The sequence below is a fragment of the Streptomyces sp. NPDC060027 genome, from assembly GCF_042737005.1.
Classification (GTDB): domain Bacteria; phylum Actinomycetota; class Actinomycetes; order Streptomycetales; family Streptomycetaceae; genus Streptomyces.
In genome coordinates this window covers 1-15,707 of sequence record NZ_JBHWVI010000210.1, presented here as the reverse complement: position 1 = coordinate 15,707, position 15,707 = coordinate 1, and the positions used below count along the sequence as shown (strand labels likewise).

At 71.2% G+C, this 15,707-nt stretch carries 12 protein-coding genes; 3 read left to right on the top strand and 9 right to left on the bottom strand.

What is annotated here, in order from left to right:
• Window positions 1-323: 323 nt before the first annotated feature.
• Window positions 324-950: a histidine phosphatase family protein gene (locus ACFWBT_RS34650; RefSeq protein WP_385706936.1), complete on the top strand. Its 627-nt coding sequence runs from the start codon at window positions 324-326 to the stop codon at window positions 948-950.
• 105 nt (window positions 951-1,055) lie between these two features.
• Here the strand turns inward: ACFWBT_RS34650 and ACFWBT_RS34645 are convergent, their stop codons facing one another.
• The 8 genes from ACFWBT_RS34645 to ACFWBT_RS34610 form a co-directional block, all read right to left on the bottom strand.
• Complete coding sequence (locus tag ACFWBT_RS34645) at window positions 1,056-1,697, bottom strand: superoxide dismutase (protein ID WP_385706935.1); 642 nt, start codon at window positions 1,695-1,697, stop codon at window positions 1,056-1,058.
• Between the two features lie 185 nt (window positions 1,698-1,882).
• The gene (locus tag ACFWBT_RS34640; protein WP_385706934.1) at window positions 1,883-3,277 is read right to left on the bottom strand and encodes an amino acid permease; all 1,395 of its coding nucleotides are present in this window, start codon (window positions 3,275-3,277) and stop codon (window positions 1,883-1,885) included.
• A 175-nt stretch (window positions 3,278-3,452) separates the two neighbouring features.
• The gene (locus ACFWBT_RS34635; RefSeq protein WP_385706933.1) at window positions 3,453-4,343 is read right to left on the bottom strand and encodes a TauD/TfdA dioxygenase family protein; all 891 of its coding nucleotides are present in this window, start codon (window positions 4,341-4,343) and stop codon (window positions 3,453-3,455) included.
• A gap of 60 nt (window positions 4,344-4,403) precedes the next feature.
• Complete coding sequence (locus tag ACFWBT_RS34630; RefSeq protein WP_385706932.1) at window positions 4,404-5,777, bottom strand: LLM class flavin-dependent oxidoreductase; 1,374 nt, start codon at window positions 5,775-5,777, stop codon at window positions 4,404-4,406.
• Entirely contained in the window at window positions 5,774-6,676 is a 903-nt protein-coding gene (locus ACFWBT_RS34625) for an ABC transporter ATP-binding protein (RefSeq protein ID WP_385706931.1), read from the bottom strand. Before ACFWBT_RS34625 ends, ACFWBT_RS34630 begins: the two co-directional genes overlap by 4 nt.
• Window positions 6,652-7,731, bottom strand: coding sequence for an ABC transporter permease (locus tag ACFWBT_RS34620; protein WP_385706930.1), 1,080 nt, complete (start codon window positions 7,729-7,731; stop codon window positions 6,652-6,654). Before ACFWBT_RS34620 ends, ACFWBT_RS34625 begins: the two co-directional genes overlap by 25 nt.
• A gap of 8 nt (window positions 7,732-7,739) precedes the next feature.
• The gene (locus tag ACFWBT_RS34615) at window positions 7,740-8,843 is read right to left on the bottom strand and encodes an ABC transporter substrate-binding protein (protein WP_385706929.1); all 1,104 of its coding nucleotides are present in this window, start codon (window positions 8,841-8,843) and stop codon (window positions 7,740-7,742) included.
• Between the two features lie 649 nt (window positions 8,844-9,492).
• Window positions 9,493-10,689 (bottom strand): ROK family protein, encoded by a 1,197-nt coding sequence (locus ACFWBT_RS34610; protein WP_385706928.1) that lies wholly within the window; start codon window positions 10,687-10,689, stop codon window positions 9,493-9,495.
• A 585-nt stretch (window positions 10,690-11,274) separates the two neighbouring features.
• Here ACFWBT_RS34610 and ACFWBT_RS34605 point away from each other — a divergent pair.
• Complete coding sequence (locus ACFWBT_RS34605) at window positions 11,275-11,859, top strand: biotin transporter BioY (RefSeq protein ID WP_385706927.1); 585 nt, start codon at window positions 11,275-11,277, stop codon at window positions 11,857-11,859.
• Window positions 11,860-11,980: 121 nt separating this feature from the next.
• Here the strand turns inward: ACFWBT_RS34605 and ACFWBT_RS34600 are convergent, their stop codons facing one another.
• Window positions 11,981-12,700, bottom strand: a complete 720-nt coding sequence (locus tag ACFWBT_RS34600; protein WP_385706926.1) for a hypothetical protein — start codon at window positions 12,698-12,700, stop codon at window positions 11,981-11,983.
• A gap of 186 nt (window positions 12,701-12,886) precedes the next feature.
• On the opposite strand from ACFWBT_RS34600, the gene ACFWBT_RS34595 reads away from it, so the two are divergent.
• The gene (locus ACFWBT_RS34595; protein WP_385706925.1) at window positions 12,887-15,559 is read left to right on the top strand and encodes a protein kinase; all 2,673 of its coding nucleotides are present in this window, start codon (window positions 12,887-12,889) and stop codon (window positions 15,557-15,559) included.
• The last annotated feature ends 148 nt before the right edge of the window (window positions 15,560-15,707 follow it).

Genomic DNA, 15,707 nt, shown 5'->3' with positions numbered 1-15,707 from the left:
GGCGTAAGCGCTCGCGGAGCCGGCGACGGGTCCGGAAGAGGTCCGGCCGTGTCCCGGGCCTGTCCCGTCATCTCGTCTCGTCTCGTCTCGTCTCGTGCCGGCTCGTCCCGGTTCGGATACCTCATGCAGGTGAAAAGCTCGGCGCGCGCTGAGATTTCACCGCCCGGAGTGCGTGATAACAGGTGCGGACGGCGTGCGGGGCGATGGTGCGGGAGGTTCGGATTGCGTACGAGGACGACAGCGCGGGAGGTCCGGGAGGTCGAGGCCGTGGACGACGGCGACACGTGGCCGGGGATCGGCGCGGGCCTGGATACTGCGGCGTCATGAGTACTACGAGCCGCAGCACGACTCTCCTCCTGGCCCGGCACGGGCAGACCGTCTGGCACGCGGAGAACCGCTACGCCGGAGTGAGCGATGTCCCCCTCACCGACGAGGGCCGCGCCCAGGCGGAGGCCCTCGGCCGCTGGGCCGCCGCGCACCCGGTCGACGCGGTCTGGACCTCGACCGCGTCGCGTGCCGTCGCCACCGCCGAGCCGGCGTGCCGCGCCCTGGGGCTCGTCCCGCGGCGCGAACCCGCCCTGCGGGAGTGCGACTTCGGGGTGGTGGAGGGCCGTACGCTCGCCGAGTTCGAGGCCGAGAACCCGGTCCGGGCCAAGGCGTTCCGGGCCGATCCGGTGTCGTACCCCTTCCCGGAGGCGGAGGACCCGCGCACCGCGGCGGCCCGTGGAACACGCGCCCTGCGCCATATCGCGGCGGCCCACCCCGGCGAACGGGTGCTGGTGGTCGCCCACAACACCCTGCTGCGTCTGGTGCTGTGCTCCGCCCTGTCCATCCCGCTGGGCGAGTACCGCCGTGTCCTGCCGAGTCTCGGCAACGCGGCGATCACCGAACTCCGGGTGGAGGACGGGTCGGCCGCCCTGCTGTCGCTCAACGTGCCGTGCGCGCCGTGACGGGAGGGCCCCCGCGAGTCACGTCCTCGCGGGGGCCGTCCTTTCTTCCGCCTGCCACGTGAAAGGTGAGAAGACGATCACGAGCAGGACGCCTCATGTTCCCCCTCAGGGGGCCAGGAGCAATACGTCCCGGCGGGCCGTGGCCGCTTCGTGACGGCGGGCCACGTCCTGCCAGTTCACGACCTGCCACATCGCCTCGACGAAGTCCGCCTTCTGGTTCCTGTACTGAAGGTAGAAGGCGTGCTCCCAGGCGTCGAAGACGAGGAGGGGCACCGAGCCCTGGCCGATGTTGCCCTGGTGGTCGTAGACCTGCTCGACGACGAGCCGGCCGCTCAGCGGTTCGTGGGCGAGGACGCCCCAGCCGGAACCCTGGGTGGTCGCCGCCGCCTTGGTCAGCTGGGCCTTGAAGCCCGCGTACGAGCCGAACGACTCGGTGATGGCGTCCGCGAGATCGCCCACCCCGTCGGCGGCCAGGGGTTCGCCGCCGCCGTTCCCGGTCATGTTGGTCCAGTAGATGCTGTGCAGGATGTGGCCGGAGAGATGGAAGGCCAGGTTCTTCTCCAGACCGTTGACCGACCCCCACGACTCCTTGTCCCGCGCTTCCGCGAGCTGCTCCAACGCGTCGTTGGCGCCCTTCACATAGGCCGCGTGGTGCTTGTCGTGGTGCAGCTCGATGATCTCGGGGCTGATCACGGGCGCGAGCGCGGAGTAGTCGTACGGCAGTTCAGGGAGTGTGTAGACGGGCATGACGGGTCCCCTCCGACCTCTTATTGCAAAGAACTTGCAACTGCACGCTAGCAGCAAGAAGATGAGCGTGCGTGCCGGGCCCGCCCGGGTCCCGAGGACGCCGGGGCGCGTCCGGGCACGCGAAAGGGCCCCCGCGCGACACCGTCCTTCGCGCGGGGGCCCCTTCGGTGAGGCGGGTGCACCGGTCAGGCGCGGGCGCGCGCCCTCTGCCGGGCACAGCCGACGGCGGCCAGGAGCAGCGTCATGGCGCCCGTCGAGTACAACTGCACCCGGGTGTCCGGCTCCCGGGCCATCAGGGCGAAGATCGCCACCATGCCCGCCAGCGCGACCCAGGTCAGCACCGGGAAGGCCCACATCCGGACGACCAGCTTCTGCGGGGCCTCCCGGTCCAGCCGGCGCCGCAGCCGCAGCTGCGAGACCGCGATGAACATCCACACGACCAGGATCACCGCGCCGATCATGTTCAGCAGCCAGGGGAAGACGTCGTCCGGACGCCAGTAGCTGAGAACGACACAGCCGAAGCCGAAGACGCAGGACACGAGCACCGCGACACGCGGCACCCCGGACGAGACCCGGCCCAGCGCCTTCGGGCCCTGGCCGCGCTCGACGAGGGAGTAGGCGATGCGCGAGGAGCCGTAGATGTTGGCGTTCATCGCCGACAGCAGCGCCACGAGCACGACCACGTTCATCAGCTGCCCGGCGCCGGGGATGCCGAGGTGTTCGAGGGCGGCGACGTACGGGCCCTTCTCGACGACCGCCGCGGAGTCCCACGGGACGAGGGTGACGATGACCGCCATCGAGCCGATGTAGAAGAGCGCGATGCGCCACATGGCGGTGCGGACGGCGCTCGCGACGCCCTTGACCGGGTCCTGCGACTCGGCCGCCGCGATCGTCACGGTCTCCAGGCCGCCGTACGCGAACACCGACGCGAGCAACCCGATCACGAGCCCCTCGCTGCCGTTCGGCAGGAAGCCCCCCTCGCCGGTGAGGTTCGTGGTGCCCGGCGCGTCCGTGCCCGGCAGGACACCGGCGATGGCCAGCACGCCGAGTACCAGGAACAGCGTGATGGCGCCGACCTTCAGTGCCGCGAACCAGAACTCGAACTCGCCGAAGTTCTTCACGGCCGCGAGGTTGGCCACACAGAAGACGACCATGAACAGCGCCACCCAGGCCCACTCGGGCGTGCCGGGCAGCCAGCCGGTGACGATCTTCGCGGCGCCGATGCCCTCCAGGCCGACGGCCGTGCAGAGCAGCACCCAGAAGGACCAGCCCGCCGTGAATCCGGCCCAGGGGCCGATCGCCCGCTCGGCGTGCGCGGAGAAGGAACCGGACGATGGATACGCGGCCGACATCTCGCCGAGCATCCGCATCACCAGCATGACGAGCAGGCCGGAGACGGCGTACGCGATGACGATCGAGGGACCGGCGGCGGCGATGCCCGCGCCGGAGCCGACGAACAGGCCGGCGCCGATGACACCGCCGAGGGCGATCATCGACAGGTGGCGCTGCTTCAGGCCGTGGGAGAGGGGGGCGTCCGCGGCGGTGGTACCGGGCGGCGCGTCGAGGGTGGTGCGGGACATGAGAGTGGGGGGTCCCTTACAGACGAGCGGTAAAAACGCCCACAGTCTGGGCAGCCCCTCCGACAGGGAGAAGGGGCCGCCCAGCATGCGGACGTGATCCATGCGGAGTGTAAGGGTCCGTTCACGCCGGGTTCTGGGCGCCTTGGTGGCGGTCTGCCCCGCTACGTCATCCGCGTCACGCCACCGACGTGTAGTGCGAGGCGTCGCCGGCGATCGAGTGGCTCTCCTTGCCCTCGATGCCGACCGGCACGTCACCGGCGACCGTCACGCGGTGCAGACGGCGCGGCGCGGCGTCGTAGTTGTCGATGGCGTAGTGCTGGGTGATCCGGTTGTCGAACAGGACCAGCTGGTTCGGGGACCAGCGCCAGCGCAGGATGTTCTCGGGCCGGGTGACGTACGCCTGGAGCAGGTCGAGGATCTTGCGGGACTCGCCCACCGACAGCCCGACGATCCGCTGCGCGAACCCGCCGATGAACAGGCCGCGTTCACCGGTCAGCGGGTGGACCCGGACGACCGGGTGCGCGGTGCGGAACTGGATGGACGTGAACTGGGCGCGCTGCGCGGCCTGTTCCTCGTCGATGTTCTCGTCCGGGACCGCGTAGTCGTAGTCGTTGGTGTGCTCGGCCCACAGGGTGTCGGCGAGCGCGCGCAGCGGCTCGGGCAGATCGCGGTAGGCGGCCGCGGAGTTGGCGATGAGCGTCTCGCCGCCGTACGGCGGGACGGTGATGCTGCGCAGGGTGCTGGCCTGCGGCGGGTTCAGCACGAAGGTCACGTCGGTGTGCCAGTGGTTGGCGCGGCCCCGCTCGCTGTCCACGGGCAGCACGTTCGGGGCGCCGTCCACGGCGGGCACGGTGGGGTGCGCGGTGGTGAGGTCGCCGAAGTGGCGGGCGAAGGCCTGCTGGCCCTCGTCGTCCAGGTCGACGTCGTCGAAGACCAGCGCCTTGTGCTCGTTGAGGGCGGTGCGCAGGGCGGCGACGGTGATGTCGTCGAGCGGCTTGGAGATGTCGACGCCGGAGACGCGGGCACCGATGTGCGCGGTGACCTTCTGGATCTCGATGTCTGTCATGAGGTGCGGGTCCTTTCGGATCGGCCGATCGGGTAGGGGCGGTGACGGTCGGGGGCGGGTTCAGGCGAGGGCGGCCGCGGGTGCGGCGGTCGTGGGTGCGGCGTCCGGGGCCGCGTACTGGTTGGCCGGGCGCGGGAGGCCGTAGCGCTCCCGCAGGGTCTGCCGGGGTCCGTACTCCCGGCGCAGCAGGCCCCGGTCGCGCAGGATCGGCACCACGTGGTCCACGAAGAGGTCGAGGCCGGAGGGCAGCACGGCGGGCATGATGTTGAAGCCGTCGGCGGCGCCGCCGCGGAACCACTCCTCGATCGCGTCGGCGACCTGCTCGGGCGTGCCGGCGAAGGTCAGATGCCCTCGCCCGCCGCCGAGCCGGCCGATCAGCTCGCGGACGGTGAGCCGCTCGCGCCGGGCCAGCTCCACGACGAGGGTGTAGCGGCTCTTGGCCCCCTCGATCGCGTCCTCCGGCGGCAGGTCGGCGGGCAGCTGCGCGTCGAGACCGAGGGTGCCCGGCTCCAGGTGGAGCAGATGCTCCAGACGGTTCAGCCCGTGCTCGTACACGATGTGGTCCTCGAGGACGCGTTCCTGGGCGCGCGCCTCGGCCTCGGTCGAGCCGATGACCGGGACGATGCCGGGCAGGATCTTGATGTGGTCCGGGTCCCGGCCGGCCCGTTCGGTACGGGACTTGAGGTCGGCGTAGAAGTCCTGGGCGTCCGCGAGGGTCTGCTGGGCGGTGAACACCGCTTCCGCGTACCGGGCCGCGAACCGCTTGCCGTCCTCCGACGAGCCCGCCTGCACGAGGAGCGGGTAACCCTGCGGCGTGCGGGGCACGTTGAGGGCGCCCTCCACGCTGAAGTACGTCCCCTTGTGGCGTGCGGGATGGATCTTGCCGGTGTCGCCCCAGACGCCGGCCGCCTTGTCGGCGACGACCAGATCGTCCTCCCAGCTGTCCCAGAGCTTGAGCGCCACGTCCAGGAACTCGGCGGCGCGCTCGTAGCGGGTGGCGTGCGCGGGCTCGTCGTCGAGACCGAAGTTGCGGGCGGCCTCCGCGCCCGCGGTGGTGACGATGTTCCAGCCCGCGCGGCCACCGCTGATGTGGTCCAGGGAGGCGAATCTGCGGGCCAGGTTGTAGGGGGAGTTGTAGGAGGTGGAGGCGGTGGCGATCAGGCCGATGTGCTCGGTGGCCGTGGCCAGCGCGGTGAGCAGGGTGATGGGTTCCAGGGCGCCGGACGGGCGCTGGCCCACGCTGCTGAACAGAACCGGGCCGTCGGCGAGGAAGAGGGAGTCGAAGGTGCCGCGTTCGGCGATCCGGGCGAGGCGCACATAGTGGGCCGTCTCCACATGCGCGTACGGGTCGCTCTCCGGGAGCCGCCAGGATGCCTCGTGGTGGCCGGTGTTCATCAGGAACGCGTTGAGATGGAGTCGGCGCGGGCTGGTCACGGGTGCTTCTCCTCCTGGTGCGCGGGCACGCCGTGCCCGGCTGTGTCGTCCGCGGCCACGTCCCGTCCCGCGACGGGGTGTCCCGCCGTCCCGTCCGGTTCCGCGACCGTGTCTTCCGCCGCTCCGTGTTCCGTCGCTCCGCCGGCCGCCCCTTCCGGTCCTCCGGTCACGTCCTCGGTCACCCCGAGGGCGCTCAGCAGGCGTTCGCGGTACTCGCCGAGCCGCGGATCGCGGTACGAGCGGGGGTGCGGGCGGTCGATGGTGAGGTCGACGCCGATCCGGCCCCGGTCGAGCACGAGCACCCGGTCGGCCAGCACGATCGCCTCGTCCACGTCGTGCGTGACCAGCAGGACGGACGGCCGGTGGCGCTCCCACAGCTCGCGCAGCAGCACATGCATCCGGATCCGGGTGAGCGCGTCCAGCGCTCCGAACGGCTCGTCGGCGAGGAGCAGTTCGGGCTCCCGTACGAGTGAACGGGCCAGGGCGGCGCGCTGGGCCTCCCCGCCGGACAGCTCGTTGGGCCAGGCCCGTTCCCGTCCCGCGAGTCCCACCTCGGCGAGGGCGGAGCGGCCCTTCTGCGCCGCCTCCTTGCCGTCCGTGCCGAGCAGGACGTTGTCGAGGACGCGGCGCCAGGGCAGCAGCCGCGAGTCCTGGAAGACGACGGACACCCTTTCCGGGGCGGTGAGCTGTCCGCTCCCGGCGACGTTGTGATCGAGGCCGGCGATGGCGCGCAGCAGCGTGCTCTTGCCGGAGCCGCTGTGTCCGAGCAGGGCGGTGAACTGGCCCGCGGGGAGGTCGAGGTCGATGCTGTCGAGGACCGTACGCCCCTCGAACGACCGGGTGAGACCGCGCAGTTGGACGGTGTGCTCACGGGTCAGTTGCTGAGTGTGCGTCGCCATGACAGCACCTTCCGTTCGATGAGACGAACCGCGCTGTCGGAGACGAGCCCGAAGATGCCGTAGATCAGCAGGCCGACGAGGATGGTGTCGGTCCGGCCGTAGTTCTGGGCCTGGAACATCATGTAGCCGAGGCCGCTGGTGGCGTTGATCTGCTCCAGGACGACCAGGGAGAGCCAGGAGCCGGTCACCCCGAGCCGGAGTCCCACGAAGAATCCGGGCAGCGCGCCGGGTATCACGATCTCCCGGACGAAGCGGAGCCTCGACAGCCCCTGGACCTCGGCGAGTTCGACGTAGCGGTGATCGATGCCGGACAGGGCGGAGTGCAGGTTCAGGTAGATGGGGATGTAGACGACGATGGCGATGATCGCGATCTTGAAGGTCTCGCCGATGCCGAGCCAGAGGATGAACAGCGGGATCAGACCGAGGGTCGGGATCGCCCGGTTGAGCTGCACGGTCCCGTCGATCAGCGCTTCCCCGACGCGGCTGAGCCCGGACGCGAGGGCGAGGACGACCCCGGCGCTCAGACCGAGCGCGAACCCGTATCCCGCGCGCTCCAGGGAGGTCAGCACATCGGTGGGCAGTGTGCCGTCGGTCCACAGATGACCGGTGGTCTTCAGCACCGTCCAGGGCGCGGGGATCGCACCGGGATCGAGCTGCCCGGCGGCGGACGCGAGGGCCCACAGGGCGAAGAACAGTGCCGGCCCGATGAGCCGGGAGGCGGGCAGCCGCTTGCCGGGCGCGAGGCTGCGGCGCCGGGAACGGCGAGGCCGACGCGGCCGGTGGCTGTCCGCACCGGCCTCGACCGGCGCGGCCGGGGCGACCGGGGCGGAGGCCGGCTCGGTGCCGGTGCCGGTGCCAGTGCCGGTCTCGGACTTGGTCTCGGTGTCGGTCTCGGTGACTGCGTCCGGCTCGGTGGTCGCGCCCGTCTCGGTGGTGGCGTCCGTCTCGGTGGGTGAGGTGGAGCCGGAGACAGAGGCGGAGGCGTCGTCGTCCGTGAGCGCGGTCGATGGCGTGGAGGAGGAGCGCGTGGTCGTGGTCGTGGTCCTGGTCGTCATGGCGGCCGTCACCTCCGGTATTCCGCGGGTACGGCCCTGGCCGCGATGGCCTCGAAGCGCCGGTCGAAGAGCGAGTCGACCTTGAACCCCTTCACGAAGCCGCCCTCCGCCAGCAGATCGGCGGTCTCCTGCTCCCACTTGACGGCCTCGTCCCAACTCGGCGGGAACAGCGGCTTGTTGGCGAGCTCGGTGATCGACTGAGCCTGCGCGAGGGTGAGGTTCTGCGTCTTGACGTAGAACTCCTTGTTCCAGGCGTCGGGGTGCTCGTACGCCCACACCTGGCCCTTGGCCCAGCGCGGGATGAACGCGGCGACCGCGGCCGCCTTGGCGCGGTCGGCCAGCACCGAGGTCGGCGCCCAGAGCAGGTTGAGCAGGTCCACCACGTCGGTGGGGATGGTGTGGGCGCCCTTGGACCCGTACTGCTTGAGGTAGGCCGGGGCCTGGCTGTTGGCGAGCGGGGCGATGTCCACCTGGCCGGCCTGGAGGGCGGTGAGGAACTGGTTGCTGGTGAGCGGCACCAGGGTCACGTCGTCGTAGGCGATGCCGGCCTGCTTCAGGGCGCGCAGCAGGACGACACCCTGGGCCTGGCCCTGCGAGAAGGCGAGCTTCTTGCCCTTGAAGTCCCGCACGTCCTTGATGGCGCTGCCGGGCTTGGTGGCGAACAGGTAGTTGGGCTTGCGGGTGATGTTGATCGCGACGATCTTCGCGTCGAAGCCCTGGTAGTGCGCCTGGATCGGCGGGATGCCCGCGTTGTTCCCGACGTCCAGGGACTTGGCGCGGAAGGCGTTGATGACATCGGGACCGGCGCCGATGTTCACCCAGTCGGAGACGGCGAACGGCAGCGCGGACAGCCCCGCCAGCTTCAGCTGGAGTTGCTGGACGCCTTGGTACGAGGCGATCTTGAGCTCGGTCCCCTTCGGCACCTTGTCGGACAGGGGTGCGGACGTGTCCGCCTTGGAATCGGTGTCGGCGACACTGGCGCCGGCGCAACCGCTCAGCCCGGCCGCGGCGGCGACACCGAGCAGGGAGGACAGGAACACGCGCCGGTCGACACCGGACCGGGAGGCGGCGGATGCGGACGCGGCGGAGGACGAAGGGGACAGTGGTGGCATGGAAGGACTCCGGGGATTCCAAGTGGCGGTACGGCGCGCAGAGTTCCGGGCAGGGCGAAGCCGGAAAGAGTGGAACGCGCACCGAAAAGGGACACACGCCGATGGCGTGCCGATGGGGACGAGCCGATCAGGGGCGACGGCGGCTGAACCGTCCGAGTCATGACGACGCCGGACCGGATCTCGGGGCGACGACGGCAGAGGAGACCACGGCACGACGACGGGCCGGGTCGGCCTACGGGCGACGACAGTCGGGTCGGCCTACGGGCGACGACAGCCGGATCGGTCTACGGGCGACGACAGCCGGATCGGTCTACGGGCGACGGCGGCCGGCCGATATGCCGCACGAAGGCGGCCGAGTGGCCTTCGGAGTGAAGGCCGCCGAGTGAACCTCAGCGCTTCGGCGCGTCAGCGACCTGTCGGCGACACGGGGTCAGCAACAACGTGTGCGTGCGACCCGCATCAGGTCGACCACACGGCACTTGGTGAGCGGAACCTGCACCCGCGCGCTGCTCATGGACACGATGCTCCTGTCCGGGCACGAGCCCTGTCAACATTCCGAGTTTCTGAATTAATTCGCTCCCGGTGGGGGGCCCGGGGGAGTCCGGAGCGGCCCCGGCCGGACGGAGAGGCCCGAGGGGCGGGGAGGCCTTCAACGGGCGGTGAGGCCCGCGGAACCCAGCGGATCGCGGTACAGGACATCGAGCGCGACCGATCCGCCCGCCACGGCCAGCACCGAATCCGGGAAGCTGGTCGGGGCGACCGCCGACGCCCGCTCCGGGCCCACCGCCTCCCGCAGCGCTCCGAGGCAGTCCTCCCGGTACATGGCGCCGATCTCGGTGACGACGACCGTCTCCGGGTTGAGCACGTCGAGCAGCAGCCCCGCCGCCCGCCCGACCATCCGGGACCGCTCCATCAGCAGCCGTACGGCCAGCGGGTCGCCGGCGGCCGCCGCGGAGACCACGTGCATCGGGTTCGAGCTGTCTATGACACCCCGCTCCCGCGCCCGCCGGCACAGGGTCCGTTCGCTCAGCTCGGCCTGGATGCATCCCGTCCGCCCGCAGTCGCACCGCTCCGAGCCGCCGGCCAGGGGCAGATGCGCGATCGATCCGGCCTGCGAGCGCGGCCCGTAGTGCACCTGGTCATGGGTGGCGAACGCGGCATCCACGATATTGCCGGCGAAGAGATGCAACACGCTCCGGCTGCCCCGGGCCCGCCCGAACAGCCGCTCACCGTTGACCAACGCCCGCGCGTGCCCGTCCACATGGACCGGCAGCCCGGTGCGCGCCTCGATGACCTCCCGGACGGCCACGTCGCGCCAGCCCAGCAACGCGTGCTCCACGATCGTGCCGGAGTCCGGGTCGACCCAGCCGCCGGTCGCCACACCGATGCCCAGGGGGGTACGGCCGGGAGCGTCCGCGAGGAGGGCGGCGACCCCGTCGGCGGCGTTCGCCAGAACGACGTGCGGCTCGGTGCGGTCGTGCCGCAGACGCTTCTCGGCGATAACGCGTCCGCGCAGGTCCAGCAGCGCGACGGTCGTGTACGGCACGGCCACATGCACCCCGCCGACCACGAACCGGGCGCGGTCCAGGTCGATCGGGCGATGCGGCCGCCCGACCCCGCCCGACCGGTGGGGCGCGGCGGCCTCCCGGATCAGGCCCCGCTCGGTGAAACGGGCGCAGTAGTCGGTGACCGACGCGGGGGAGAGGCCGGTGAGCCGGGCGATGGTGCTGCGCGCGACCGGCCCGTGCTCCAGCACGGACCGCAGGATCACGCTGGCGCTGGTCCGGCGCCGGTCGAGGACGGGGGAGGGCGGAGACGTCGAAGGGGGTGCCACGGTACTGGCCATGGAGTTCTTCCTCGGGAGCTGGTCCGGCACTGCGCCGTCACGTACGCCTCGTCACATCGGGTGCGACGTGCGACTGGTGTGGTGTGCTCTGGTCTCGTCTCGGCGAGCCGGATCCGCTCCGCCCCGCCTCAGGACGGGCGGCGACAGACGGCAGTGCCCTGGCGTCGCAGGTCGACATAGCGACGCGACGAGAAGTTCAGGGCCTGGGGAACCATGGGGTGAAGGGTAGGGGGCGGCCCGGGAAGCCTGCCAGGTGTGCCCAAGGGCCGGACAGGCCGGGCGGGTTCCCGCTCAGCCCCACGCACCGGAACGGCCCGCTCCGGCCGGCGTCCCCCTTTGGTGACTCTCCACAGTCCCGGCTCGAACCGGCCCGTAGCGGAAACGACTTCACCTCAGTGACCAGCATCACCTTCACGCAGGTGTACCGGGCACTCTTTGTAAGGAGCCCACCAAGGTCCGGATCCGCCCTTTGTCGAGCGCTGACGGTGATCACCCGTACACCCCTGGGATAGCGTCACCGTGTCCTGACCTGTCCTCCCCCGAGCTCCGCATGAGCGAGGGGGTATCCCCTTCGCCGGAGTCCTCATGAGCACCGCTGTCGCCACGCCCTCCCGACCCGGCGAGGTCATCGCCGACCTCCTTCCGGCCTCCCGCGTCCGTGACGTCGCCCTCGTGCTCGGCGGTGCCGTGCTCACCGGCCTCGCCGCCCAGATCTCGCTGCCCGTCCCGGGTTCCCCGGTGCCGGTGACCGGCCAGACCTTCGCCGCGCTGCTCGTCGGCACGGCGCTCGGCGCGGGCCGCGGCTTCCTGTCGCTCGCGGTGTACGCGCTGGTCGGCATGGCCGGCGTCCCGTGGTTCGCGGGCGGCGGCTCCGGCGCGGCGGCGCCGTCCTTCGGCTACATCCTCGGCATGCTGCTGGCGTCCACCGTCGTGGGTGCCCTGGCCCGCCGCGGCGCCGACCGTTCCGTCCTGCGCATGGCGGGCACGATGCTGCTCGGCGAGGCGATCATCTACGCGGTCGGTGTTCCCTACCTGGGCATGGCCACCGGCATGTCGGCGAGCGCGGCCCTCGCGGCGGGTCTCACCCCGTTCCTGATCGGTGACGCCCTCAAGGCCGCCCTGGCGATGGGCGTGCTCCCCACGGCATGGAAGCTCGTCGACAAGAAGTGACGGCCGCGCCGGTGATCTGACGCGAGAGGCCCGCCGGGCCGGTCTTCGACCTCGACCCGGCGGGCCTCCGCGCGTTCCCGCTCGGTGCCGTGCCCGCCCTAGGGGTGACGGCGCCGGGCGGTCAGCGTTCCCGCCGGGGCCTGCGGCCGGCCCACCACAGCCCCGCCGCTCCGGCCGAGAGCAGCGCCGCGCCCGCCATGCCGAGCGGCACGACCTCGCCTCCGCCCCCGGTCTTCGGCAGCCGGTCGCCTCCAGGTGCCACCGGCTTGTTGTCGGTGCCGAGCAGCAGTGGGGTCGCCGGGGCGTTCGGTGACGGGTTCGTCGTGCCGAACGGAACCGGTCCCTGCTGCCAGTACGTCTTCTTCCCGTCGCTCGTCTGGACCGGGAGACAGATCTTGCCGGTCTTGCTCAGATCGAACGTCGCGTCGACGTCGTACGATTTCGATTTGCCTGCCGCGAGATTTCCGGTGGAACAGATGAAACCGCTGTTCGATCCCGCGGGGAGATCCCTTTTGGCCATGGCGGTGCAGCCTTCGACGTTCTTGACCGTCAGACCGTCGAAACCGACCACCAGCAACCTGATGTTGCCGCTTTCCTTGGCCCCTTCGTTCTTTACCGTGGCGGTGATCGCCGTCTTCTGCGTACTGTTGTCGACCGAGATCTTCTCCGGCAGCAGCGTGGTCACCTCGACGCCCGTCGGCGCCTCGTCCATCGCCTTTCCGCCCTTGCCGCTCCCCGGTCCCTGGTCGTCCGCCACGGCGGTGTAGGAAAGGATCATCACGGCCGAGAAGCATGCCGTGAGCAGCGATCCCGCAATGGTCGTCGTGCGACGAGAACTCATGTTCGCCCCCCTTGGCTGCGCCTGAATTCGCAGTACTTGAAGAGGTACCACAAGATTTCTCCGCACTATGCTGGTACGGCCTGAAGTGTGACCATTGTGTTTCTGCTGTGACGGGCGATTGTGGCTGATGTTGAGGGGGTGCAGAGATTGTCGGCGAACGTACAGGGTGGTGTTCCGGGATTATTGGTGACCGGACGTTATCGGCTGGTCGAGATTATTGGTCAGGGGGGAATGGGGCGGGTGTGGCGAGCCGCCGACGAAATGCTCGACCGGCAGGTCGCGGTCAAGGAAATGCGGATAGACGGACTCGATCCCGAGGACACCCGCACGCGCCGGGAACGCACCCTGCGCGAAGCGAGGGCCACGGCCCGGATCGACCACCCCCATGTCGTCCGCATCTACGACGTCGTGGACGCGGGCGAGCGGCTGTGGATCGTCATGGAGCTCGTCACCGGCCGCTCGCTCGAACGGATCGTGGTCGAGGACGGACCGCTGGACTCGCGCGAGGCGGCCCGCGTCGGCCTCGAACTCGTCGGGGCGCTGCGTCAGGTGCACGCGCAGGGAGTGCTGCACCGGGACATCAAGCCGGGCAATGTGCTGGTCGAGCACACCGGACGGCACCGTGTCGTCCTCACCGACTTCGGCATCGCCGCGCTCCAGGACGCCGAGGCGCTCACCATGGCCGGCATGCTGGTCGGTTCCCCCGACTACATGGCCCCCGAGCGGATCTCCGGCCGCCCGCAGGGCCCGCCCTCCGACGTGTGGTCCCTCGGCGCCACGCTCTGCGCGGCCCTCGGCGGCCGCTCCCCGTTCTCCCGCTCCACCACCCTCGCGACCCTGCACGCCGTTCTCTACGAGGAGCCGGAACTTCCCGCCGGTGCGGGCGGGTTGCGGGAGATCCTGGCCGCCCTCCTGGAGAAGGACCCGTCCACACGGCCCGGTCTGGAGGAACTGGAGGCGGGACTGAGGGAGATCCTCCGTCCCCCGAGGACGAGCACCGCTCCCTTCGGACCCCCGGCAGAGGGGCCCGAGTACGACTTCCCCACCGGATTCGCGCACGGAACCGCCTACGAGCCCCCGCACCACCCCACACCGACACACGCCCCCGAGCCCGTCCCGGACCCGGGCCCCGACCCCGGGCCGGACCGCGCCCCGGGATGCGAGCCCGAACCCGCTACCGAGCTCAGCCCCGCGCACCAACCCGCCCCTCAATCCGAGCGCTTGCCGGAACGCACTCCGGATCAGGCCTGCGGCGCGGATCCCGAGCCGGCAAGCGATTCGCCCCCGGGACGCGAGGCGACCCTGGTACCCGAGCCGACCTCGGAACCCGATCAGGGCCAGCCGCCCCCCGGGCGTGACCTGCGAAAGTCGTCCACGCCGGCCTCCGGGCACGGCCTGACGGATTCGGCCACGCCCGCTCTGCTCGACGCCCAGCTCGTGCGGGCGGCGCGGCAGCCCCCGGCGGACCTTCCCGAGGCCACCCCGCCGCCGGACGAACGGCACATCGGCGCAAGTGATCCGCGCAGGCCCTCGACTCGACCCGAAGCGGAAGTCGGACCCGGACCCGGACCCGGACCCGGACCTGGACCTGGACCTGAACCTGGACCCGGAACCGGGCCTGGACCTGGACCCGAAGCCGGACCTGAACTCGGAACCGGACCCGGAGCCGAACCGGAAGCCGGGCCTGGACCCGGACTCGAACCCGGACCCGGACTCGAACCCGCCCCCGGCCCCGCCCCCGAACCCGGACCCGCCCCCGCCCCCGAACCCGAACTCGAAGCCGACCCCGAACCCGGACGCGAGCCGGAGGATCACTCCGTGCAGGACGCCGTTCCGATCCAGCGGACTCCGACCCGGAAGAGCGCGCCCGACTTCCGGAAGCGTCGAACCGCACCCGCCCCGGAGCACTCCGCGGTCCCCGGACCCGAAGCCGTCACCCGGGGCGCCGACCTGCCGGCGACGGCCAACGCCTCCACCGAGGTCCCCTCCGAACCGCGTACGGAACCCAGTTCGCCCAGTTCGCAGACTCCCTCGGAACAGCGCTCGGAGCACGGCTCGCGCCCCGTCTCCCAACTGCCCACGGCACCCGTGCCCGTGGAGACGTCACCGGGTGAACTCCCGGGCCCCGCCGTGCCGTCCGGATCCGAGGAGGGTCAGGGGTACGGCCCGTACGGCCAGGGTCGTCGGCAGGGCCACGGCGACGGTGACGACCTCGGCGCCCGGGCGGGCTCGCGACGCGACGGGCGCCGTATCGGTCTCGCCGCCGCGGTCGCGGTCGCGGCGGGAGCCGCCGCCTGGGCCGCCGTCGCCCTGACCGGCGGATCCCCCGACAGCGGCAACGGCGCCGCCCCGGGCTCGTCCGCACCGACGGCCGCCTCCACCAGCGCCTCCTCGTCCCCGGCGCCCACCGTCGAGGGCACCTCACGCCCGCCCGGCCCGCCCCCGGGAGCGCGCCGGGAGGCCGGCGGCTACGCGTGGGTGACGCCCAAGGGCTGGCGGCGCGATCTGAAGACCGGCTCCGAGGTGCACTACACCTCGCCCGACGGCGCACAGGAACTCGCGGCCAAGTCCTCCCTCGCCAAGGGGAATCTGATGGACACCTGGCGGACCTCCGAGCAGGACGCCCGCCAGGGGCGGGACTACCGGAAGATCCGGCTGGAGGAGACGACGTTCCGGGGCCGGAAGGCGATCGTCTGGGAGTACACCTTCACGCTCAAGGACGTGAGCTGGCACGCGCGACTGCTCGGCTTCGACGCCGACGGGAAGTCGTACCAGATCAACACCTGGTACCACCGGGACATCGAGGACCAGGCACTCAAGGTCTACAACCAGGTCAAGAACAGCTTCACCGTGCTGTGAGCCGGCGCCCGGCGCAGCGGCTCGGCGCAAAGACGCGAACGGCGACACGAAGGGTGGCACGAACGGCGGCACGAACGGCGGCACGAACGGCGGCGGGACAAGGAGAGGGGCCCGCGGCGATGTGCCGCGGGCCCCACCTCACTCAGGC

Excerpts from the sequence above, each read along its gene's own strand:
- ACFWBT_RS34650 (WP_385706936.1), top strand. The coding sequence starts at position 324 with ATGAGTACTACGAGCCGCAGCACGACTCTCCTCCTGGCCCGGCACGGG.
- ACFWBT_RS34645 (WP_385706935.1), bottom strand. The coding sequence starts at position 1,697 with ATGCCCGTCTACACACTCCCTGAACTGCCGTACGACTACTCCGCGCTC.
- ACFWBT_RS34640 (WP_385706934.1), bottom strand. The coding sequence starts at position 3,277 with ATGTCCCGCACCACCCTCGACGCGCCGCCCGGTACCACCGCCGCGGAC.
- ACFWBT_RS34635 (WP_385706933.1), bottom strand. The coding sequence starts at position 4,343 with ATGACAGACATCGAGATCCAGAAGGTCACCGCGCACATCGGTGCCCGC.
- ACFWBT_RS34625 (WP_385706931.1), bottom strand. The coding sequence starts at position 6,676 with ATGGCGACGCACACTCAGCAACTGACCCGTGAGCACACCGTCCAACTG.
- ACFWBT_RS34620 (WP_385706930.1), bottom strand. The coding sequence starts at position 7,731 with ATGACGACCAGGACCACGACCACGACCACGCGCTCCTCCTCCACGCCA.
- ACFWBT_RS34615 (WP_385706929.1), bottom strand. The coding sequence starts at position 8,843 with ATGCCACCACTGTCCCCTTCGTCCTCCGCCGCGTCCGCATCCGCCGCC.
- ACFWBT_RS34610 (WP_385706928.1), bottom strand. The coding sequence starts at position 10,689 with ATGGCCAGTACCGTGGCACCCCCTTCGACGTCTCCGCCCTCCCCCGTC.
- ACFWBT_RS34605 (WP_385706927.1), top strand. The coding sequence starts at position 11,275 with ATGAGCACCGCTGTCGCCACGCCCTCCCGACCCGGCGAGGTCATCGCC.
- ACFWBT_RS34600 (WP_385706926.1), bottom strand. The coding sequence starts at position 12,700 with ATGAGTTCTCGTCGCACGACGACCATTGCGGGATCGCTGCTCACGGCA.